Raw genomic sequence first — 21,264 nt, forward strand, 5'->3', positions numbered from 1 at the left:
CTAGCGGTAAATGAGTCGCATCAAAAACAATGACAAGTATGAAGCAATAGAATAGAAAACTAAGGCCAAAAAGCTTTGGGTAAGCAGAGTATTATCTTGACTCACCGGGAGCGTCCATATATGGCGAGCTAGCTTTAGAGAGGAAGGGACGCCCCATCTGAAGCGTTAGCATTTTCGAATAAGGTCGAAGAACATCGAAACGTGGTTTAAAGCTGGGTTCATCCACGTCGCGAAATTATCGCTTTTCAGATAATTTTGATGTGGCGGCTGGGAGATCCAAGAGGGAACAGCCGTTGGTTTCCTCTTGGTCTGGTGTGGGCGAAGCACCACGACGTTAGTGGCCGCAGGCCATATCTTAAACAAGGTTTGGGGCATAAATGATTTGCATACCTTACTTGCAATTAGTGTGATTCAACTCTGAACTTGAGGACGTTGAAGAAAATAGCGTGAAGCTCACATGGAGGTGAGCTTAGCTTTCGCGGTACAGGTCGTTCTTTGGCGTCCTGCCATCACGACATTCGTGAATCCATTCACATCAGATGTACCATCGGAAGCGTTAGTATTTTCATTCTTTACTATAAAGAGTTGGCCGAAGCGGACTGCAAATGAAGTTAAAATCTGGATCTACCCCATGGCGACCTTTTCGCAGCTGTTGTTTCGTAAATAGCGAAAATGTTGCGGGGCGGCTGGGCTAATTCTTATAAAGAGTAAAGAGGGAACAGCCGTTGGTTTCCTTTTGGTCTGGTGTGGGTGAAGCGCCACGACGTTATGACCTGGTTAACTGAATTCAGTCACCCTAGTTAAGTTCGTTAAGCCACTTCTTTTAACGGCTTACCCATACGCTCAAATTCATTAGGACTTTGATAATTGAGGTATGAATGCATCCGTTGGCTGTTGTACCACATCGTGATGTCATTCAAACTAAAATCACAGCATTGATAAACACCGGCCATAAAAAATGCAGCCTATTGGCTGCATTTAATCGTTCTATCACATCTAAATTCTACGTAATAAGCCTCAGTTCATTAACCTAAGTCCATTAGAATAAGTCTATTAGCCTAAGTCCATCATCATGCTGCGGCTACGTACCAAAGCTTGAAACGCTTGTAATTGCTTTTTAGGTAAGACTTTAGCTTCTGCAATATTGGCTTTCATTGCGTCAATTGGGCGACCATTAACAATGAACTCATAATGCAAATGTGGGCCTGTGGAAGCACCAGTATTGCCCGATAAGCCAATCACTTGACCACGGGTTACACGCTGACCTCTTTTAACTAAAAACCTCGATAAATGCAGGTAACGAGTACGCACTTTATTATCGTGATCAATCACAATGTAATTACCCGCAAAAGCATGTTTAGTCACTAATGTCACCACGCCATCACCAGGAGCCACGACTTGAGTACCTATAGGCGTAGCAAAGTCGGTACCATTGTGTGGACGAACGCGACCTGTAATTGGGTGTTTGCGATAAGGGTTAAATCGAGAACTCAAACGGACTTTTCTATTTAGCGGAATACGTTGGAAGGCTGGAGTTAAACTTTGACCTTGAATGTCGTAATAGTTGCCATCAATATTTTGGAAAGCTGTAACGTCGCGACGGCCGGTGTTAATGCGAATACCTTCTATCGATGTGATACCTGTTGGTTCGCCTTCAACAAATTGATCGTTAACTAACACCGAAAAAGTATCACCGGCATGTAGCTCACGAGAAAAGTTTAATTTGGATTTTAACAGTGATTCGACTTTTTGAATTTCGGCTGCACTTAAACCAGCATTTTTAGCCGACACATAAAAAGAGCCGTTAATTTCGCCGCCAACGATGCGATTTTGCCAAATGCCATCGATATTAATGTCATTAACACCGTAAGTTCCGTCTTTAAAACGGGTGAATACCACTTGGTGAGCAGGGTTAAAGTACAGCTCTAGCTTATCAAGTTCACCATTGGCATTGTCCCAAAATTGGATGCGGTTACCCGGCAGCAGTGTATCTAACGCTAATACTTCTAAATCAGCCTCAAGTACTTTATACATGGTTCGTTGGTCGATGCCTGCTAACTCAAATAAATGACTTAAGGTATCACCGCTTTCAATCACGCGATCTAAAATCGGTGAGATAGGCTTTATAAGCTTCAACGCACTGTCTTGTTGAGCTATATCTGGCAATAACGAATCGATATCGATTGCCACTGGAATACGTTGTGATGAAAACTCTTGTTGTGTTGGCCATAATAAAGCCGCACCAACAACAAACACACTTGCAAGCAAGATTTTCTTGTGCAAGTTTGGCAAGTTCACTTGACTTACCGCTGGCCTTTGGAAGCCCATAATTTTACTCATTAGCAATGTCTAATCCACCCTAAAAGATGACTCTTTATATTTTTTATTTTTCTTTTACTGCAAATTGTTATTGCGATATTGAGCATAAAGTCGGTTAACTCTATGCCTTCATGTCGTTTTTTATGGTGAATATGACCCAATATTTGATACTACGGCATCCTGTATAAACAGCTAAAAATACGGACTTTTGCACTCAAACTGCATATCAACGCTCTTTTATATCAAAAAATAATCATTTTACAAATATAAAATGATATTTAATTAATATTTAATTTGAACTCGATTACAGTAATCATGGGAGTTTGAAGCAGATCAAGACCCACTTACAGCAAACTCACCCTGCAATTTACTAATACCAAGGCCATTCATTTTAGTCACTTTTATCTGTACGTCGATCCGCTCTTTCATGGCTTCAATATGGCTAATTACACCAATCATTTTGCCCGACGCATTTAAATTATCTAATGCGTCTAAAGCGGTATCTAACGTTTGACTGTCCAACGTACCAAAGCCTTCATCTAAAAACAGTGAGTCAATGCTCGTTTTATGACTAACAAGGTCAGATAATGCGAGCGCAAGGGCTAAACTCACTAAAAAGCTTTCACCGCCCGACAAGGTTCGGGTGTCTCGCACAGCATCACCTTGCCAGGTATCGAGCACTTGTAGCTCTAACGCATCGGACTCTTTACGTTCAAGTAAGTAACGACCTTGCAAACGTTCCAGCTGCCTGTTCGCCAATGCCACTAAATGGTCTAAAGTAAGCCCTTGAGCAAACTTACGGAACTTATCGCCCTTTTGTGAGCCAATTAACGAATGCAGGTACGCAAGATCGTCGTAATCTTGTTGCATTTGAGCTTGTTCCGCTAACAGTTGCTGTTGCCCTGCCCGCTTATTGGTATCTTGTTCTAACTCATGATTTAAGCGCCACAGTGTTTGCTTGTCTTGTTGGTGCTTAGCTTCCATCGTTTGATGTTGCAGCATTGTATCGCCGTGTTGAGTAATATCGTATCCGTGTTGCTCTGCCAGCTGCGCTAACTCCGTTTGTTTTATTTTGGCTTGTTCAACTAACGTATTGGCTTTGACAATGTCGTTATCCAGTTGCTGTTTTAGTTGCTGTAATGTGTGACGCTCTTTTGGCGTCAATAAGGCTTGCTCAAATGACTGTTGATCTGTAAATGGACTTGATTGTAATGCCACTTGCCATTTGGCCTGCATCTGCTGTAACTCTTGATTCGCCTTGGTTACTTGCTGCGTTGTCGATTGCAGCTGCGCTTGTAAGCCAGCAAAATGTTTATCCGCCGTTTGCAATTGTTGTTGAATTGAGACAAATACCTGCTGAGCTTGATCTACTGCGTGTTGGCTAAACAGCTTTTCATCTTCAACTATTTGGTCTCCAAACACGGCTTTACGCTGTGCGAGTACAGAATCGAGTTGTTCGTTAAGCGTAACCACTTGCTCAGTCACTTCTGCTAGCTTGGTTGCCATTTCAGTGGAGTGCAGATTGTTTGCGGTGAGTTTTTCAGCGGTGACACTGAGCTGCTGCTGGTTATCAATAGCCTGCTGCTGCGCTGCAACCCAACGTTCAAGTTGTTGTTGTAAATGATGAAGCCAAGTGTCGGCATTCTCTAGCGTCGGCGGTGTTAACCCTGTGGCAATAATGTGTGCATCCAGTGCGCTGTTAAGTTGCTGCAGTTGCTTGTTAACAGATTCAATTTGCTGCTGCTGACTCACTAAGCCTTGGGATAAATTATCAAGTTGCTGTTGCAATAACCCTTGCTGATTAACCAACACTGCCAACGCTTGTTCTGCTTGGGTAGCATTGTGCTGATGTTGATGTAAGGTTTTTTGGCATTGGTTAAGCTGACTTATCGTTTGGGCAAGTTGCTGCTGTTTGGCTTCTGACTGGGCAATATAATCAGTTAACTTATGTTGTTGCTGCTCATGTAATTCAAACGTTACCGCAAGCGCCTGAGTGTGTTGTTGCCACTGTTGCTCAGTTGTTTGTAATTCAGTTTGCGCTTGGCTCAATTGCATGAGCGAGTTGTCGTAGTTAACTTGCAACGCCGTTTGTTGATTTTTAAGCTGCTCACCTTGCTGTTTAATCGCATCAAGTTCAATTTGTAGTTGCTGCATTCTTTGTTCGGTAACAGACACATTCAATGCTTCATAACGCTCAACTAACGGGTGATCTGTCGAACCGCACAATGCACAAGGTTCACCGGCTTTAAGCTTGGCGCGCTCTAAGGTTAAATTGGCAATTTGCTGTTCTTGCTGCAGTATGGTTTGCAGATCTTTTACTTGCTGATTTTTTTCACTCCACTGGGTTCTTACCAGCGAAAGTGACTGCGCTAGGGCCTGTAAATCAGTGTTAAATTGCACCGATTGACTGCTTAATTGTTGGCATTGTTGCTGCTGACGCACAAAGTGACTAAATAGCTGAGTTAACTGATAACGCCCAGCTTGTTGCTCGACCAGTTGTTGGTAATCATGATTAATCTGATTTTCGTCTTGGCCAGCCAATAATGTCGTTATTGCTTGCTGGCTGTCGGCTTGTTGAGCTAACGCTTGGGTGACCGTCGTTTTGGCAAGCTTAATTTGTGGCGAAAGTTCAGTTAACGTTGTTTGAGTTTGCTCGATATTGTGTTGTTGCTGAACTCGTTGAGTGTCAAGTTGGCTCAACTGCTGGTTTAATTGCAATACTTGGCTGTATTGTGTCTGCCAAGCCGCAAACTTTTTCGCCACTTCTTGGCCTTGCGGCAAATTATCAAGTTGTTGCTGTATATCCTGCTTTGCAGACGAGAGTTGTTGTTGCAATGCCATCAACTGTTGCTGTTGCTCAATCGTTTTGTGTTGTTGCTCAGCCGTTTGCTGATGGCTTAATATGACCTGAGACAATTGATAGTTCAATTGGCTAATGTGTTGGTCTAACGGCAACACCTGTTTGTCGATAAGATTAAGTAAATCTTTGTGTGCTTGGTTGGTTTTATCAACGCTTTGCTTAGCTTGCGTTTGCTTGTGGGTGTGCTGTCGCAGTGTTTGTTCAGCTACACTAACTTGTTCCGTTAACTGTTCAATCTGTTCCGATAATACTCGGGTGCTTAACTGGGCTTTTTGTTGCTGTTCAAATAGAGGCTGGATTTGCTGTGCTGGCTCACTATGTTCAAGTCGAGTTAGTTCATCGCTATGTTGCTGTACGCTAGACAGTGCTTGTTGCTGTTGAGCCTGAATGTTAACTAATGTCTGCTGCGATTGCTCAGTATTGTCTGCCCAGGTTATAAATTGGCTTAATTGAGCTAATTGCTGTTGATCGATCACGAGCGCCTGATTGAGTTGTTCAATCTGTAGTTGCTGCGCCACAACTTGTTGTTCATCAAATAACTCAACACTGCCAAGCTTAGCTTCAAGTACCTTCAAGTTCGTTTTGGCATCAGAAAAATGCTGATGTACTCGCGCTGAAATTAAGCTGTAAATTTCAGTACCGGTTAGCTCTTCCAATAGCTCTGCACGCTCATTGGCTTCGGCATTTAAAAAAGCGGCAAACTGGCCTTGTGACAACATCATTGATTTAGTGAAACGAGCAAAGTCGAGCCCGGTGATTTCTTCAATTAACTCGGTTTTGCGTTTTATCTGGCTGGCAAGAATTTTACCGTCACTCAATTTTGCCAACTCGACTTGAGCATCTTGTAAATTGCCATCGGCTTTATCGCGCGAACGGCGCTGGCTCCAAAAAGCGCGATAAGCGACACCTTTAACTTCAAATTCAACTTCAGCCAAACATTCTGCGGTGCCACGAGTCATTAACTCGTTGGTGGTTTTAGAAATATTACTTAACCGCGGAGTACGATGGTAAAGCGCTAAACAAATCGCATCGAGAATGGTTGTTTTACCTGAGCCAGTAGGACCTGTGATAGCAAATAAACCGTTTTCAGCAAATGGCGATTGGGTGAAGTCGATTTTCCACTCATTTTTAAGTGAGTTAATATTTTTAAAGCGAAGGCTTAGAATTTTCATTATTGCTCACCCTCTGTTGCACTTTTTGTAGCAACGGCTTCTATCGAGGTTTCTTGTAACACATGGCTCGCGGCCGTTTCTTGACTGTTTCGCTCAGACTCCACCTCGGCATACACTTGGCTAAAGCGTTGCTTTATTCGCCCTAACTGTGCCTGTTGCGATTCACTCTCAAACTCTTCTTGCGACAAACGTCGCCCAAATACTTCGTCGACACTGAGCTCAGATAAAGTTTCATTATCTAGCTGCTTAATGTGTTGCTGTCGTTGACTGCGGGCACGCTTTAACTGCAATACTTCAACCGCTTTGTCTTGAGTCATGTCGGCAATGCGCGATTGCAAATCAGACAAATAATCTTGTTGTGACACTTCAATGCTCAACCAAGTCGTTTTTGCGGATTCTGCTTGCAATGCAAATGTGCTTATCTGCTGCTCAATGCTATCTAAGTCGCCTTTTAACACCTGCATCGGCTGGAAAACAGGCACCATTAATGGTGTGATTTGAGATAATTTGGCATCACTAAATTCGACCAAGAATACCGATTTATTAGTGGTATTATCTGCCGCGAGTTCATCAAAACTTAACGCTATTGGTGAACCGCTGTAACGAATATGTTCAGATTTTGCCACCACTTGAGGCCGATGAATATGACCTAATGCAATGTAGTCTGCGGCAGGAAACAGCGCCGCATTAAAAGCATCTAAACTGCCTATATAAATATCACGCACGGATTCTGAGGTGCTTGCACCCACTGTGGTTAAATGACCTGTCGCAATAATGGGTACTGGCGTGGTAAAGGTATTATTGAGTTGTTCAGCTTGCTCAAAACAGCGCTGATACAACTCGCTAATGGCATCACCCAATTTACGTTGTTTATCTATCGACGATTCACCTGATTCACTTAGCACCACATCACGTGGGCGTAAAAAAGGTAAACCACATAAAATAGCGCCAACGTCACCTTGGCGATTTTTGAGGGTAAATACATGCTCTTCAAAATGCTCTAATGCACCTGGAATAACCACAGTATTTAGGCAAGCAAGGAGATGTTTAGATTCATTCAACGTCGACACAGAGTCGTGATTACCGCCCAATAAAATTAGCTGGCAACCTGTTTGTTGAATTTGAACAATAAATTGATTATATAGCTTACGGGCATAACTTGGCGGTGTGCCGGTATCGAAAATATCGCCAGCGACAATAAGCGCATCAACCTGGTGAATGTTTATTTGTTCAAGTAACCACTGCATAAAAGCGTGGTGCTCAGCTGCGCGACTTTTACCATAAAAATATTGGCCAAGATGCCAATCTGATGTGTGAATAATGCGCATAACATCCCTTCAATAAAAACAAACACGTACACCACATAATGATGGCGTTAATAAACCCAAATTATCGATACTATGATCACATGTACCGCGATCACATGCACTGCTATCACATATATTGCGACCACAATAATTTGCCGCTCATGCCCAATGACATCACTACCACCAAAGGTTTAATGATTTTAACGCCTTTGGTCACCACTAAACGTGAACCTAACGTAGCACCAATGGCTTGGCCTACCAGCATAATTAATCCCAATACCACCGCGACTTGACCACCGATTAAAAAGAAAATTAACGACGCAATATTAGTAGCAAAATTGAGTAACTTTGCATGCGCGGTTGCCTTGGCCAAACCAAAACCAGCCAATGACACAAATGCTAAGGCAAAAAAACTGCCAGTACCTGGGCCAAAGAAACCATCATATAAACCAACGCCCAATGCGGCAGTAAAAGCAAACACACTTGGAGTGAGGACTTGTTGGCGATCTTGTTCACTTATTTTTTTAGAGAATAAAAAATAACAACCAATGGCCAAAATCAAAAATGGCAGCACCACTTCTAATAATTTAGCGTCGATCATTTGTACTAATATTGTGCCAATTGATGCACCAATAAAAGCGCATATCAACGACAGTTTGATACTGCGTAAATCAACCATTCCTTTACGTACAAAATATAAACTCGCAAAAAAACTCCCACCACATGCTTGCAGTTTATTGGTACCCAATGCCGCTGCTGGAGGTAATCCTGCCCACATTAATGCGGGAATGGTCAGTAAGCCTCCGCCACCAGCAATCGAGTCGATAAACCCCGCAACCAGAGCAACGAAAAATAAAATAACCGCGAGTTGGAGCGTGAGTTCAAGCATGGAGAGTCTCGTTATTAGGAATAGCGTGAAGTCGGCAGACATAATATAAGGCGTTATTAGACAATCTTTATCGTCAAAATACAAAGCGTTCTGTGTAATTTATTCAGCTTTACCCAACTAATTTCAGCTTGGGCTAATAAACACTGACCAAATAACGTATTACCTATTAATAAGCTTATATTGACTCAAACAACAAATTTGAAAATCGATTTGAGAAATGGACGACAACTACTTTGCGCTTCACTTAGGCATTGTTATAGTAGCCAACCTAGTAAATATTGAGCTGAAGGTTTTATTATGATTGTTATTACCGGCGCGAGTAGTGGCTTAGGTGCTGCACTAACACAACTGTATGCGGCAGAAAATCAGCCGTTATTGGTGACAGGTCGCAGTGAGCAAAAATTAGCAGATGTAATAGCTGGCCTAACTCAGCCAGAGCAAAAAAACCTGAAAACTTACGCTGCTGACTTATGTGTGGCCGAAGATGTCAGTGCATTATTTTCGCGATTACCAGCGCCGCCAAGCAAGGTTATTCATTGTGCTGGCAGTGGTTATTTTGGCCCTATCGAACAACAAGCACCAGAAGCGATTAATCAGTTAATTCATAACAATCTCACTTCAAGCATTCTAGTGTTGCGTGAGCTTGTTAGTCGCTATCGTGATCACAACGTTACTGTCGTTGTGGTAATGTCGACCGCAGCGCAAGCAGGCAAAGCAAATGAGTCGACTTACTGTGCCGTAAAATGGGCCGTAAAGGGATTAGTTGAATCGTTACGATTAGAATTGAAAGGCAGCCCAATGAAATTGATTGCGGTGTATCCTGGAGGGATGGCAACGGACTTTTGGCAAACAAGTGGCAAAGACATTAATGCATCAAGCTTTATGACGGCAACAGAAGCCGCCACAATGCTCAAGCAAGCCTTAATAGCAACAGAACATGGTTATGTCTCCGATATCACCATTAACCGCGGTTAGCGATTATCGCCAGTGAGTGTTAACTGGCGACATCTCAACGTGTTAATGGCGCTTTGGTTGACCAATACCAACAATATATCCACCCTGCAGGGGCAAACACCAGATTCAATAACAGTGCCAACATTCCCACCTGCAGTAAGTGAGTCGTTTTACCTTTAGCAAACTTGACTGTTAAGCCAACAATCACGATGGTTAACAACAATATCGTTAGGCTAATCAGAGTCGCGTTTATATTCAATTGTGCTCCCCTTACCAAGATTAAATATCTGTCACATAATAATACCTGAATGCTCACAGATTAACCAAGCACACTCATTTGATCACCAGTAAAATATAAACCGTTTGTTTTCTTTATTCGTATTACAATGAATCAACAATATGACGTTAACGCGGCAAACAAAGAGTAAAATAATGAACAAACACTTTATGACTATCTTCATCAGTATTGCTCTAATGAGCCAGCTTTCCGCCTGTGCTGAATTAAAACAGACTGGCAAAGAAATCGGTCACACCACAAAAAAAGTGACCACCGCTATCGGTCACGGGACGCGCGATACCGTTAAAGCTATTGGACATGAGACCAAAGAAGTCATTAACGAGATAAAAGAAGACTAAACTACGTCGCTTTATATAATCAAAAAACCGTTAATGCAGGGCATTAACGGTTTTTGTTTACTTGAATCATTCAATCTTTAGTGATGACTATATTAGTGCTTACAATGCTCAGTGTGAACATGGTCATCATCTGCAAACTCATTATCGCTGGCTTGGTTTTGCATCACGCCCCAACCATCAGAAATACCGTCAAACTCTTTGGCAAAGTTATTCAACTCAGTTTCTTTAGCCACAAGCGTTGCGTATTCAGGTACCATTTGCAGGCAAACAATCACTTCCCACTTGGTGCTTTCTTCATCAAAGTTAAGCTCAAGCTCACCTTGCATGTCTTTTTGGCTTAATGCTTCTAAGGCTGACTCGGCATCACGTTGATCGTCAAACACCAAGAAGAAATCGACTTCTATTGATTGAGTAAGGTCAATACCGGCATCTGCCATTGCTGCCAACATTTGGCCATTATCATCTTCTGGGAATTGCATTTATCAATCCTTACTGTGCAGGAACAATTTCAATTGTCGCGCCATTGAACGAAACGATATCGCCAACAACACACTTTTTACGTTTACGAGTATCAACTTCACCGTTGACGGTCACTTGACCTTCGGTAATGACATGCTTTGCTTCGCCACCACCGTTCACTAGACCGAGTACTTTGAGTACTTTGTACAGTTCTACGAATTCATCACCTTGAAGTAATGCAAACGCTTGAGTTTGAGTCGTCACAATAATCGCCTTTTAATCAAAATATTCCGGCTATTATAGCCTATGCTAGTTTAGCAAGCATCAAGCATTTTGAATGGATTATTAAACGCATATGTAAACCCTAAATGATGACAAATTAACTGACCGTCGATAGTTTTATTGGGTTGTTGTTGCTGATTAAACTCTGGCGCAGTTAATCCAAGATGCTCTGCAGCAGCAACATAAAACTCCCCACGAGTAGGGTGAGCGTTTGCCGCAAGATTATAAATCGGTAAAGTATCGTTGCGAGAAAGAATTAAGCTAACAGCAGCAATACAGTCATCTAAATGCACCAGATTAACCGCAACATTGGCGCCACTGACATCGGTTTTTCCGGCAAAAAAACGTCCGGGATGCCGTTTAGGCCCTACCAAGCCTGAGAATCTTACAATGCAGCTATTTTTCATAGCGGAAAACATTGCCTCTGCTTGTAATAATGTGCCACTGGTATCATTAAAAGCTGCAGCATCTTGTTCGGTTACTGTTTGATCTAGCGAAGGATAAACCCCAGTCGTACTGATAAAAATAATTTTTTGATATTGGTGTTCACCCATCAAGGTTATTAACTGAGTTAAATAGCCTAGATAATCAGTTTCGCCTCGCCTAAGTCCCGGTGGTAAGTTAATCACGATGGCGTCTGCATCGAATAAAGACGAGTTTTTTGCATGGCTAGTCACATTGGCCAAATCTAATTGATAAGCATCAATACCGGCTTGCTGTAATTGGACTAAGTCTTCAGGGTAACGTTTTGAAGCCTTTACCTTAATACCTTGCTTAACTAATTGTGTGGCGAGCGGCAAACCGAACCAACCACATCCGATAATAGTAACTGTGTTCATGTATTCTCGATATTACGCTGTTAAATTTTAATGATCGAAGTTATTGAAATAAAAACTAATTGGGTTGTTCGCTTGTAGTGTTTTGACCGCACCATCAGTTAACTCATCTAATTTCATCACTTCTTGAACTTGCACATCTTCGTTAATTAAAAAACGAAAACTGGGTTCTCCACCACTGAGATTACAAGACCACACATGCGGCTGCTTGACGTCAGCGGTGGTCATCATCACCTTGGCAATACTATCGTCAGTCAAGCGCACAATGGTTCCTGGAGGATAAATGCCTAAAATTTTAACTAATACAGCAATTAGATTATCAGCATGTTTGCCACTATGGGTTTTAAATAAAATCCCCAAAGCTATTTGTGGAGTGCGATGTAAGTTTAACAAGGTTTCATAATCGTTAGCTAAAGATACCACTTGTGTAGTGAGTAATATTTTAGCTTCGGTTAACTGATTGGGGAATCCGCTGCCATCAATAAACTCGTGATGATGGAGTACGATATCCAACATAGCTTCAGGGAATAATCCGGTGCGGTGAAGCATGTCGTAACCAAAATTGGGGTGCATTTTTAAAAAATTAATTTCATGATCGCTTAAATCACCACGTTTTTTACGACGTATAGCATCTGGCACTTTGAGTTTGCCAATATCGTGAAATAAGCTACCTAATGCAATGTCACGAACATCTTTTTTCGACAGTACTAACGAGTGGGCAATCATCATAGAAAGTACTGCAACTGAAATACCATGTTGAGTCACACTGACATCAATTTCACCACTGCCTACGATCGTGAGTTGAGGGGTTTCACTTTCATACAAATGATCGACTAAATCTTCGACTAAGGTGGCAGCTTCTCGGTACGCCCCCTCAGGGTCGCTAACAATTTTGCCAAAAACAGTCCTACTATCGTTAACCGATTTTACAAAGCGTTGCTGGCTAATTCGCATGCTTTTTTTAGCCAATGGTCGATAATCAATTTCTTGTTCAACAACCTCTTCTGGTTGTTCAATTTCAACAGGTTCAGAAACGTGGGGCAATAAATCATGGCCTTCAATCACATAGACAAATGACACATCGAGGCCTTTGATCATCTCGATTTGCACTTGTTGCTCAAGCTTAACTTTACTGCGAAAAAAAGGATGGTTTGTCCAAGACAAAGGCAGCTTAACGGTTAACCCGATAACCATTTGCGAAACAGGTATTTGTGTTAATTCTGCTTTAGCCAAAGTATTGATCCTTTTCACATTCGCCACGTTATGGCTGAGATGACAATGTCATTTTATGCTAACATTTTAAGAATAGAGTTATGTGTTTCAAGGTCTTACATTTTAAATTTTTTGGAAACCAATAAATAATAGTGTATTTATACCAAGTCGTACATTATTTCGTATCTGGCTTAATCTCATCATCAGCTAAGGTTTCAGCTTGCATAGTGCTGTCATCCGGTGTCCAGTCGGCAAAGTAGTAATATAGTCGCTTTGATTTGAAGACATAAATAACCGACCAAAAGAGAAAAAGTGCATCAATCGAATAGCCAATTTTAAACAAATAGTCATCGTGCATCATTCGCTGGAACAAAAATAGTCCATCAATAATGAGTAATCCCCACAAAAACCAACCACTATGTCTAAACAAAGGTATTAATATCGGCCAGCTGCGTTTACGTTCAGCAATAATAAGTCCATAAATCAGTACCGCCCCTACACCAGCAATTAGCGCCGATACAAAATCGCTTTTTTCAGGATAAAATAACCGCACTAAACCCGCGCGGTCATTAAACTGGGTTAAGGATGCTATAAAAATACACCAGCCACGCGCTAAAAAAACCAAAATCAAATACAAAAATAATGGCGGTTTTATATGACCACGATCATCTAACCAAGTAATATTACTAAAATTCACAATAAACTCTTATCGGCATGCACCAGCATAAATAAAGCGCTACCAGCTTTCATGTTAGTTAGCCGCATTCAATAGATCCATCAGAGCTTGTTCATCTATCACTTTAACGCCCAACTCTTCCGCTTTTGCTAACTTAGAGCCAGCAGCCTCGCCAGCGACAAGGCAATCAGTATTTTTCGAGACGCTGCCAGCCACTTTGGCGCCTAAAGCCTGTAATTGGGCTTTGGCATCGTTACGATTAAGCTGGGTTAACGTACCGGTTAACACCCACGTTTGCCCTTTAAGACTAAGCTGCGACTCGTCAGCTAGTTCAATAACAGGCCAAGTAATACCGGCTTCAAGCAATTGATCTATTACTTCAATGTTATGTGGCTGAGAAAAAAATTGTCGAATGTGCTTGGCAACGATGTCACCAACATCAGCGACTTCTAACAGTTGTTCAACGCTAGCGGTTCGAATACGCTCAAATTCAGCAAAGTGTTGTGCTAAATTCGCAGCGGTAGCTTCCCCTACTTCACGGATCCCAAGACTATATAAAAAACGCGCCAACGTGGTGGTTTTAGCTTGTTTAATCGCCGCGACAATATTTGTTGCTGACTTCATCGCCATGCGATCTAGCATCGTGACGCTTGAAGCGGTAAGTGAAAACAAGTCGGCTGGTGTTTTGACTAATTCTTTGTCAATTAACTGTTCAACGATTTTATCGCCCATGCCATCAATATTTAATGCTTTACGGGATGCAAAATGCTTAATAGCCTCTTTACGTTGCGCTTCACAAAAGAGTCCACCACTACAACGCGCTACAGCTTCGCCTTCTAAACGCTCAACAATGCTTTGGCACACAGGGCAATGCTGTGGAAAGATAATATCTTGTGCATCATCGGGGCGCTTTTCTGGCACGATAGCAACAATTTGCGGGATAACGTCACCTGCGCGGCGAATAATCACTGTATCGCCTATTTTTACCCCAAGACGGGCAATTTCATCAGCATTGTGCAAGGTCGCGTTCGACACAGTCACGCCACCGACAAATATTGGTTTGAGGCGAGCGACAGGGGTAACAGCACCCGTTCGGCCAACCTGAAAGTCAACTGACTCTAACAAGGTCATTTCTTCTTGGGCTGGAAATTTATAGGCTATGGCCCATCGAGGTGCTTTAGCGACAAAACCTAGAGTTTGCTGCTTAGCAATGTCATTGACCTTTATGACGACACCGTCGATTTCATATTCAAGCGCACTTCGTCTGGCCATAATATCTGCGTAATATGCATAGACTTTTTCTAATGAATCAGTCACTTTCACTTCGCTACTGACGGGGACACCCCATTGTTGCAGCTGTGTTAGTTGGCCATAGTGGCTTGTTTGCATCGGTTGTGACTCGCCTTCGACTACACCTAATGCATAAGCATAAAACCCAAGAGCCCTTGAAGCGGTAATTTTACTGTCTAATTGGCGCAAACTGCCGGCTGCTGCGTTGCGAGGATTAACAAAGACTTTGTCACCTTTGCTTATTTGACGCTGGTTTAATGCCTCAAATGCCGCTTTAGGCATAAACACTTCGCCACGTACTTCAACTAAATCAGGAAATCCTTCACCGCGTAACTTGAGCGGAATAGAACGAATAGTACGCACATTAACGGTAATATCTTCGCCGACAGTGCCATCACCTCGCGTTGCGGCGCGTTCAAGAACGCCCAAACGATAAGTAATACTCACGGCCAATCCGTCTAGTTTTGGTTCACAAACATAATCAACGTTATCGACTTTATCAGTTATACGCTTATTAAATGCTGCAAAATCAGCTTGTTCAAACGCATTGTCGAGGCTTAACATCGGTTTAAGGTGGGTAATTTGAGCAAATTTTTGTAATGCCATACCACCGACGCGCTGTGTCGGTGAATCTACCGATTTAAATTGCGGATAGTCGCGTTCTAATGCAGTTAAGCGCTTAATTAATCTATCGTATTCAGCATCGGGTATTGACGGAGCATCATCAACGTAATAACGAATATTATGTTGATTAATGGTGTGAGTAAGTTGATCCATTTCAGTTTGAATAGCGTGCATTGTGGCATCCGTCATACAAGTTGTAACCGTGGTTTGCTTGATAAAGTGTAAAGGTATAAAACAATTAAGGCCGCTGCTGCGGCCTTAATTAACACATCAACCTACGCGGCATTGAGTCGTCGTAAATAATCTTTTTTGGTGGCATCGGACCAAGGTTGACGTTGTCCATCCAATAATTCAGCACCGAGATCCTCGGCAATTTGATAAGCTGAGTTCAGCATAATGGTGAAGTTCATTAATGGATCGCCATAACCCGGTAAGGTCATAAACAGCACCACACCTTGGGTGACAAATTGCTCCATATTATCTGGATCAAATATCCCTGGTTTTAGCATGTTAGCGAGTGAAAACAGCACTTTCCCAGTACCTGCATTGTCAATGTGGCGATGAAAAATATCCATATCGCCAAATTTAAAATTGAGCGACAACAAGCTTGGCAATAATTCTGCACCTTGAATTTGCTCGCCCGCTTTAGCAACAATATGCAGTACTAACACATCGGTCGGCTCTACAGGTTCATTTACAGGAGCATCCGCTTTCATGGTTGATTTAACCTCTACTTCAGCTTTAACCTCTTCAACTTCAGCTTTAACGTCGACTTTTGGCGCTGCTGGTTGTATTGGTGGCTTAATCGGCTCTGGCCTGGCGGCAACAGGCTTACCTGTGTAGCTTTCTAACTTGGCGGTACTGGTTGAAGGATTGAATATCTTTTTAGGAGTATTCATTGACGTACTTGCCGTTGGAGCAGGTTTAACATCGTCTTCAACAAATAAGCTTTGTTGTGCAGGCTGTTCTACTTTAGGTTCAACATGTTCTGCTTCAGTTTTGTGCGGACCAGGCTGACGCAATGAATCTTGTAAAGGAGTGTCGGTTAGCTTAGTTGTTCCCGAGTGTGGCTTTTGACTTAAATTAGTCTTTAATACTGGCTTAATAATAACAGTTTCTTCAACCTCACCAGGTTTACGTATACGCACTTGGCCAATACCATCTGCGTCAAAACCTTCAGAGTCTCGACGTTTAGCTTGGTCTTTATAAAATCCAGCCATCGGACTTTGCTTCATTGATTTAGGTTGTTGTTTGCGAATCGACCAAAAACCGTGCACTAACACCGCAATTATTGCGATAGCGCCTAATACGAATAACACCAGTTGTAGATCTTTCATTAGATTCCCTGTCTTGCTAATTTATACCGCGTCTGCCATGGCGACGGCGGCTTCAATGTCCACTGCGACTATTCTTGAAACGCCTGGTTCATGCATAGTAACGCCAATAAGTTGATCGGCCATTTCCATTGTTATTTTATTATGACTGATATAAATAAATTGCACACTCTGTGACATTTCTTTCAGTAACCGACAAAAACGTTCGACGTTGGCGTCATCCAAAGGTGCATCTACTTCATCTAGCATACAAAAAGGTGCTGGATTCAGTCTAAAAATGGCAAAGACTAATGATAAAGCGGTTAACGCTTTTTCTCCACCACTAAGTAAATGTATGGTGCTATTCTTCTTACCTGGCGGTTGCGCCATAATAGTAACACCCGTTTCAAGCAGGTCATCACCGGTTAATGCCAAATAAGCCCTTCCCCCACCAAAAACTTTAGGAAATAGCAGCCCTAAATCATGGTTTACCGTTTCGAATGTGGCTTTAAAACGGCTTCGGGTTTCTTTATCTATCTTACGGATAGCATCTTCTAAAATCGCTAAGCCTTTATTTAGGTCGTCATCTTGACTGTCTAAATAAGCTTTTCGCTCTCGTTGCGATTCAAATTCTTCAATGGCTGCAAGGTTGATAGCACCTAAACGTATAATGTTCTGTTTTACTTTTTCAAGCTGTTGCGACCAAACATCAACAGATGCATGTTCCGGTATGTCGGCAATGACCTGTTGTAGCTGAATTTGCTGTTCTTGCAGCAATTGCAGCTGCCCATTAGCCTGCCCTTTTAAGCCCTCACGACGTAACTTTAACGTGCTTATCTTTTGAGTCAAGTCTTGTAACACTACAAGCTGTTGTTTTTGCATCAATACTAAACGGTCTAAACTGCTTTGAAGCTCTGCTTGTTGAGACCGATTGTGCTGTAATTGCTGCTGTAATGCTTGTTGCTGCTCGAGTGCTTGCGCCAGCTGTGTTGATAATTGACTTAAATCATGTTGACCTTGTTGCTGCTGATTGTCGAGCAACATTTGTTGTAACTGAGTCAATTGACTGACTAATTCTGTCTGTTTTTCATGTTGTTGCTTTAATTTTTGTTCACTCAATGCTTGCTGGGTAGTATGTTGCTGCACTTGCGCTTGCAGCTGCTTAACGCTATTTGCAGCATCGGTGCGAACAACTTTGGTTTCACGCAGCTTGGCTTGGCTTGTTTGCCAAGCTTGTTGAGCAACATCGTGTTGGTTCATCGCTTGCAATAATGCATCTTCTTGCGTCAACACTTGTTCTTCAAGGGCATCGACATGCATTTGTTTATCACCAATTTGCTGTTCAAGCTTGGCGATTGATTGGCTGCATTGCTGTTGTTTATCGCGTTTCTCAACGGCTTGTTGAGTTAAACTTGTCACCAAAGAGTGCAGTTTTGTCTGCTCTATTTGCAACTGATGACAAGCCTGTTGGCATTGATTCAGCTCTACCTGAGTGGTCGCAGCCCGTTGAGTTAACGAAGTCAGAGATTGCTGAGACAATAGCAGTTGTTGCTCAAGTTCTATTAATTGCTGACTTAAGCTTGCTCGCTCTTGGCTCAGTACAATAGCGGATTGCCCTGCCTGAGTATGATTGAGCACAAAACCATTGCCTATCAAGTAACCTTCTTGAGTGGCAATATATTGCTCAGGAAGCAATGTTGGTAATAACTCCTTTGCTTCACTGAGACTGGACGCCCACACAACATGTTGTAACCATGGCGTTAAATTAACTGGGGTTGTTAAAGCAGGATACGTCACTTGATGCTGTGGCTCAAAACCCACTGTAGGCGGAGAAACGCTCAATGAAGATGTTTGACCCAACCCTAGAACAGGTAATTGACTTAAGCCTTGTAACACTTTATCGACCGCTTTCTCCCAACCAGGCACAACCTCAATAACTTGCCACAATTGTTGGCCATCATCTTGAGTGTGATCAGCCAGCAACTCATCAATAAATTGCAATCGAGAGTGATGGCGAGTGACAGTTTGCTTTAGGGTTTGATAAGCATCACTCGCTTCAGTGACGGCTTGTTGCTGCTCAAGTAAGGAAAGCTCAAGTTGACTATGCTGCAGCTGTTTATCATTTAGTTGTTGTTCAACATTAGCTAATTCTGCCGTGCTGTTGTGCAACTGTTGTTGGTTGTCTTGCTGAGCTAAAGCAGCTAACTCTGTTTGTAATTGAGCTAAGTACTGTTCGTTTTGAACCAAACTTTGCTGTTGATGGCTGAGCGTCGATTGGCTCAGTGCCAACTGCATTTTATGAGTCGCTAAGATTTCAGCATATTGGGTTACTTGTTGCTGCTGATCATCACACGCTTCTTCGATAGCAAAAACTTGCTCATCAATTTGCTCAAGCACAATGCTCGCCTGTTCATAAGCTGGTTGGTGAGTATCTGATTGCGCAACCAATCGTTGATGAACATCGGTCATGCTGACAATATTATCGTCAGCTTGTTTGATTTGCTGTTGTAATACTTGAATTTGTTGCTGCAACTGAGAGTCTTGCTGTTGCTGATGAGCAAGCTGTTGCTCAAGCTTGGTCATGGTATTACCGGCTTGGTAATATTGCTCTACCAGCTTATGTTCAGCATCACTGAGCTCATCCAATTGCTGTTTAAGTTGAATAACACTGGTGTCGCCCTGCTGTGCGGTTTTGGCTAACGCTTCAGATTTAAGCTCACCTTCGGCCGTTTCAGCATCAAGTCTGTCTGTTTGCTGCAACAATTGCTGATAGCGCATCACTAATAGCTGGCTATGCAACTCTCGTTCACTATTTTTTAATTCTCGGTACTGTAGAGCGGCTTTAGCTTGTTGCGATAGCTTATCTAATTGGACACCGAGTTCAACTCGAATATCATTTAAACGTTCGAGGTTTTCACGGGTATGACGAATACGATTTTCGGTTTCTCGGCGGCGTTCTTTATAACGCGAAATACCTGCTGCTTCCTCAATAAACACTCTTAACTCTTGAGGTTTAGATTCGATTAAGCGTGAAATAGTACCTTGCTCGATAATGGCATAACTACGCGGCCCAAGACCCGTCCCCATAAATAAGTCGGTAATGTCTTTTCGACGACATTTTTGACCATTGAGGAAATAGCTTGATTCACTGTCGCGGTTAACTTGTCGCTTTACCGAGATCTCTTGATAACTGGCATATTGACCAGTGAGCCTTCCCTGAATGTTCTCGAATACCAGTTCGACACCCGCAACAGAAATGGGTTTGCGTGCCGATGAACCGTTAAAAATAACGTCGGTCATCGAATCGCCACGTAAATGCTTTGCCGAACTTTCACCCAGCACCCAGCGTACGGCATCAATCACATTGGATTTTCCGCAGCCGTTAGGGCCAATAATCGCTGATAAGGCGTTATCAAATGGGATTTTAGTTGGGTCTACAAACGACTTAAATCCAGCAAGTTTTATTTGTTTTAATCTCATGTTGCCAGTTCAGGTACGCATTAAAAGGAAAAAGCAGCTCACTTTAGCAATTGAGCAGCTTTTTGTAACGATTTTTATCCTTTTGACACAGTTTATCACTTGTTTTATTGTGCTTGGCTCGTCAAAATCAATAATATAAGTCACAAAATAGGCAGTCTCAATGGTTACCAATTCAACAATCGCCAAAAAAAGTGGTGTGAATTATTTTATCCAAGGGTTTCAATTAATTAAACAGCCGGGTTTACGTTCATTTGTATTTATCCCGCTGATGATCAATTTAGTCTTATTCGCTTCAGCGATGTATTTTGCACTAGGACAATTAACTGAGCTATTTACCTGGATGGACGGGCAACTTCCAGAATATTTAAGCTGGTTGAATTTTTTATTGTGGCCATTAGCCGTCTTGACAATGTTAGTGGTAATGTCGTTTTTATTCAGCTCAGTCATGAACTGGATTGCGGCGCCGTTTAATGGTTTATTGGCCGAAAAAGTCGAGCAGCATCTCACTGGAAAAAACTTAAATACTGGCAGTTCGGTCGATATGATCAAAGATTTGCCGCGTATTTTTGGTCGTGAATGGATTAAGCTCAAATACTATTTACCACGAGCATTACTGTTTTTAGTGTTATTTTGGTTGCCGATTATCGGCCAAACTGCAGCGCCCATTTTATGGTTTTTATTCACCGCGTGGATGATGGCAATTCAATATTGCGACTATCCATTTGATAATCATAAAGTGCCTTTTGACGATATGAAGTTCGCTCTCAAAAATACCAAGGGTTCGAGTTTTAGCTTCGGTGCTACCGTGACAGTGTTTTCAATGATCCCGATTGTAAACTTTATCGTTATGCCGGTAGCCATTTGTGGTGCAACGGCTATGTGGGTCGATAAATATCGTGATGCCTATAAAAATAGCATTGTCGCCCCCGATTAATCGTTAGAAAATTAAGCTGTA

General features: G+C 42.2%; 17 protein-coding genes. 3 read left to right on the forward strand and 14 right to left on the reverse strand.

The annotated features are described in order from the left end of the window. Positions 1-809: 809 nt before the first annotated feature. From H5181_RS10955 to H5181_RS10975, 5 genes are all read right to left on the reverse strand, one after another. Positions 810-953, reverse strand: coding sequence for an IS3 family transposase (locus H5181_RS10955; RefSeq protein WP_167526096.1), 144 nt, complete (start codon positions 951-953; stop codon positions 810-812). Positions 954-1,053: 100 nt separating this feature from the next. Further along, positions 1,054-2,328, reverse strand: a complete 1,275-nt coding sequence (locus tag H5181_RS10960) for a peptidoglycan DD-metalloendopeptidase family protein (RefSeq protein ID WP_259397033.1) — start codon at positions 2,326-2,328, stop codon at positions 1,054-1,056. Positions 2,329-2,652: 324 nt separating this feature from the next. After that, positions 2,653-6,351 (reverse strand): AAA family ATPase, encoded by a 3,699-nt coding sequence (locus H5181_RS10965; protein WP_182751011.1) that lies wholly within the window; start codon positions 6,349-6,351, stop codon positions 2,653-2,655. Next, positions 6,351-7,679 carry an exonuclease subunit SbcD gene (sbcD, locus tag H5181_RS10970; RefSeq protein WP_102037339.1) on the reverse strand — a complete coding sequence of 443 codons (1,329 nt, stop codon included), beginning with the start codon at positions 7,677-7,679 and terminating at the stop codon, positions 6,351-6,353. Before sbcD ends, H5181_RS10965 begins: the two co-directional genes overlap by 1 nt. Before the next feature lie 106 nt (positions 7,680-7,785). Continuing rightward, positions 7,786-8,547 carry a TSUP family transporter gene (locus tag H5181_RS10975; protein WP_041413055.1) on the reverse strand — a complete coding sequence of 254 codons (762 nt, stop codon included), beginning with the start codon at positions 8,545-8,547 and terminating at the stop codon, positions 7,786-7,788. A gap of 297 nt (positions 8,548-8,844) precedes the next feature. Here H5181_RS10975 and H5181_RS10980 point away from each other — a divergent pair, with 297 nt between their 5' ends. Next, positions 8,845-9,522, forward strand: a complete 678-nt coding sequence (locus H5181_RS10980; RefSeq protein ID WP_102036652.1) for an SDR family NAD(P)-dependent oxidoreductase — start codon at positions 8,845-8,847, stop codon at positions 9,520-9,522. Between the two features lie 34 nt (positions 9,523-9,556). Here H5181_RS10980 and H5181_RS10985 read toward each other — a convergent pair whose 3' ends face one another. Beyond that, positions 9,557-9,760 (reverse strand): hypothetical protein, encoded by a 204-nt coding sequence (locus H5181_RS10985; RefSeq protein WP_041413057.1) that lies wholly within the window; start codon positions 9,758-9,760, stop codon positions 9,557-9,559. Positions 9,761-9,933: 173 nt separating this feature from the next. Here H5181_RS10985 and H5181_RS10990 point away from each other — a divergent pair, with 173 nt between their 5' ends. After that, positions 9,934-10,137, forward strand: coding sequence for a hypothetical protein (locus H5181_RS10990; RefSeq protein WP_041413059.1), 204 nt, complete (start codon positions 9,934-9,936; stop codon positions 10,135-10,137). Positions 10,138-10,229: 92 nt separating this feature from the next. On the opposite strand, the gene H5181_RS10995 is transcribed toward H5181_RS10990, so the two are convergent. From H5181_RS10995 to H5181_RS11030, 8 genes are all read right to left on the reverse strand, one after another. Next, on the reverse strand, positions 10,230-10,616 hold the full coding sequence (locus tag H5181_RS10995; RefSeq protein ID WP_011637910.1) for a ribonuclease E inhibitor RraB: 387 nt from the start codon (positions 10,614-10,616) through the stop codon (positions 10,230-10,232). A gap of 10 nt (positions 10,617-10,626) precedes the next feature. Further along, on the reverse strand, positions 10,627-10,860 hold the full coding sequence (locus H5181_RS11000; protein ID WP_011637911.1) for an RNA-binding S4 domain-containing protein: 234 nt from the start codon (positions 10,858-10,860) through the stop codon (positions 10,627-10,629). 50 nt (positions 10,861-10,910) lie between these two features. Next, positions 10,911-11,717: an SDR family oxidoreductase gene (locus tag H5181_RS11005; protein WP_182751012.1), complete on the reverse strand. Its 807-nt coding sequence runs from the start codon at positions 11,715-11,717 to the stop codon at positions 10,911-10,913. A gap of 27 nt (positions 11,718-11,744) precedes the next feature. Next, positions 11,745-12,947, reverse strand: a complete 1,203-nt coding sequence (locus H5181_RS11010) for an HD-GYP domain-containing protein (protein ID WP_102036650.1) — start codon at positions 12,945-12,947, stop codon at positions 11,745-11,747. Positions 12,948-13,101: 154 nt separating this feature from the next. Then, the gene (locus tag H5181_RS11015; protein WP_011637914.1) at positions 13,102-13,623 is read right to left on the reverse strand and encodes a DUF2919 domain-containing protein; all 522 of its coding nucleotides are present in this window, start codon (positions 13,621-13,623) and stop codon (positions 13,102-13,104) included. A gap of 54 nt (positions 13,624-13,677) precedes the next feature. Then, positions 13,678-15,690, reverse strand: coding sequence for an NAD-dependent DNA ligase LigA (gene ligA, locus H5181_RS11020; RefSeq protein ID WP_182751013.1), 2,013 nt, complete (start codon positions 15,688-15,690; stop codon positions 13,678-13,680). Positions 15,691-15,791: 101 nt separating this feature from the next. Then, a complete protein-coding gene (zipA, locus tag H5181_RS11025) occupies positions 15,792-16,853 on the reverse strand; it encodes a cell division protein ZipA (RefSeq protein ID WP_182751014.1) in 1,062 nt (353 codons plus the stop codon). Positions 16,854-16,874: 21 nt separating this feature from the next. Continuing rightward, on the reverse strand, positions 16,875-20,309 hold the full coding sequence (locus H5181_RS11030; RefSeq protein WP_182751015.1) for a chromosome segregation protein SMC: 3,435 nt from the start codon (positions 20,307-20,309) through the stop codon (positions 16,875-16,877). Positions 20,310-20,469: 160 nt separating this feature from the next. Between H5181_RS11030 and cysZ the strand changes: the two genes are divergently transcribed. Beyond that, positions 20,470-21,243, forward strand: a complete 774-nt coding sequence (gene cysZ, locus H5181_RS11035; RefSeq protein WP_182751016.1) for a sulfate transporter CysZ — start codon at positions 20,470-20,472, stop codon at positions 21,241-21,243. Positions 21,244-21,264 lie beyond the last annotated feature (21 nt).

Origin of the sequence: Shewanella sp. SG44-2, assembly GCF_014164215.1 — a bacterium.
In the GTDB taxonomy this organism is placed as follows: domain Bacteria; phylum Pseudomonadota; class Gammaproteobacteria; order Enterobacterales; family Shewanellaceae; genus Shewanella; species Shewanella frigidimarina.

What these genes read in the sequence shown, in the direction of transcription:
- H5181_RS10955 (WP_167526096.1), bottom strand. Translation starts at nt 953, where the DNA reads ATGGCCGGTGTTTATCAATGCTGTGATTTTAGTTTGAATGACATCACG.
- H5181_RS10960 (WP_259397033.1), bottom strand. Translation starts at nt 2,328, where the DNA reads ATGGGCTTCCAAAGGCCAGCGGTAAGTCAAGTGAACTTGCCAAACTTG.
- H5181_RS10965 (WP_182751011.1), bottom strand. Translation starts at nt 6,351, where the DNA reads ATGAAAATTCTAAGCCTTCGCTTTAAAAATATTAACTCACTTAAAAAT.
- sbcD (WP_102037339.1), bottom strand. Translation starts at nt 7,679, where the DNA reads ATGCGCATTATTCACACATCAGATTGGCATCTTGGCCAATATTTTTAT.
- H5181_RS10975 (WP_041413055.1), bottom strand. Translation starts at nt 8,547, where the DNA reads ATGCTTGAACTCACGCTCCAACTCGCGGTTATTTTATTTTTCGTTGCT.
- H5181_RS10980 (WP_102036652.1), top strand. Translation starts at nt 8,845, where the DNA reads ATGATTGTTATTACCGGCGCGAGTAGTGGCTTAGGTGCTGCACTAACA.
- H5181_RS10990 (WP_041413059.1), top strand. Translation starts at nt 9,934, where the DNA reads ATGAACAAACACTTTATGACTATCTTCATCAGTATTGCTCTAATGAGC.
- H5181_RS10995 (WP_011637910.1), bottom strand. Translation starts at nt 10,616, where the DNA reads ATGCAATTCCCAGAAGATGATAATGGCCAAATGTTGGCAGCAATGGCA.
- H5181_RS11005 (WP_182751012.1), bottom strand. Translation starts at nt 11,717, where the DNA reads ATGAACACAGTTACTATTATCGGATGTGGTTGGTTCGGTTTGCCGCTC.
- ligA (WP_182751013.1), bottom strand. Translation starts at nt 15,690, where the DNA reads ATGCACGCTATTCAAACTGAAATGGATCAACTTACTCACACCATTAAT.
- zipA (WP_182751014.1), bottom strand. Translation starts at nt 16,853, where the DNA reads ATGAAAGATCTACAACTGGTGTTATTCGTATTAGGCGCTATCGCAATA.
- H5181_RS11030 (WP_182751015.1), bottom strand. Translation starts at nt 20,309, where the DNA reads ATGAGATTAAAACAAATAAAACTTGCTGGATTTAAGTCGTTTGTAGAC.
- cysZ (WP_182751016.1), top strand. Translation starts at nt 20,470, where the DNA reads ATGGTTACCAATTCAACAATCGCCAAAAAAAGTGGTGTGAATTATTTT.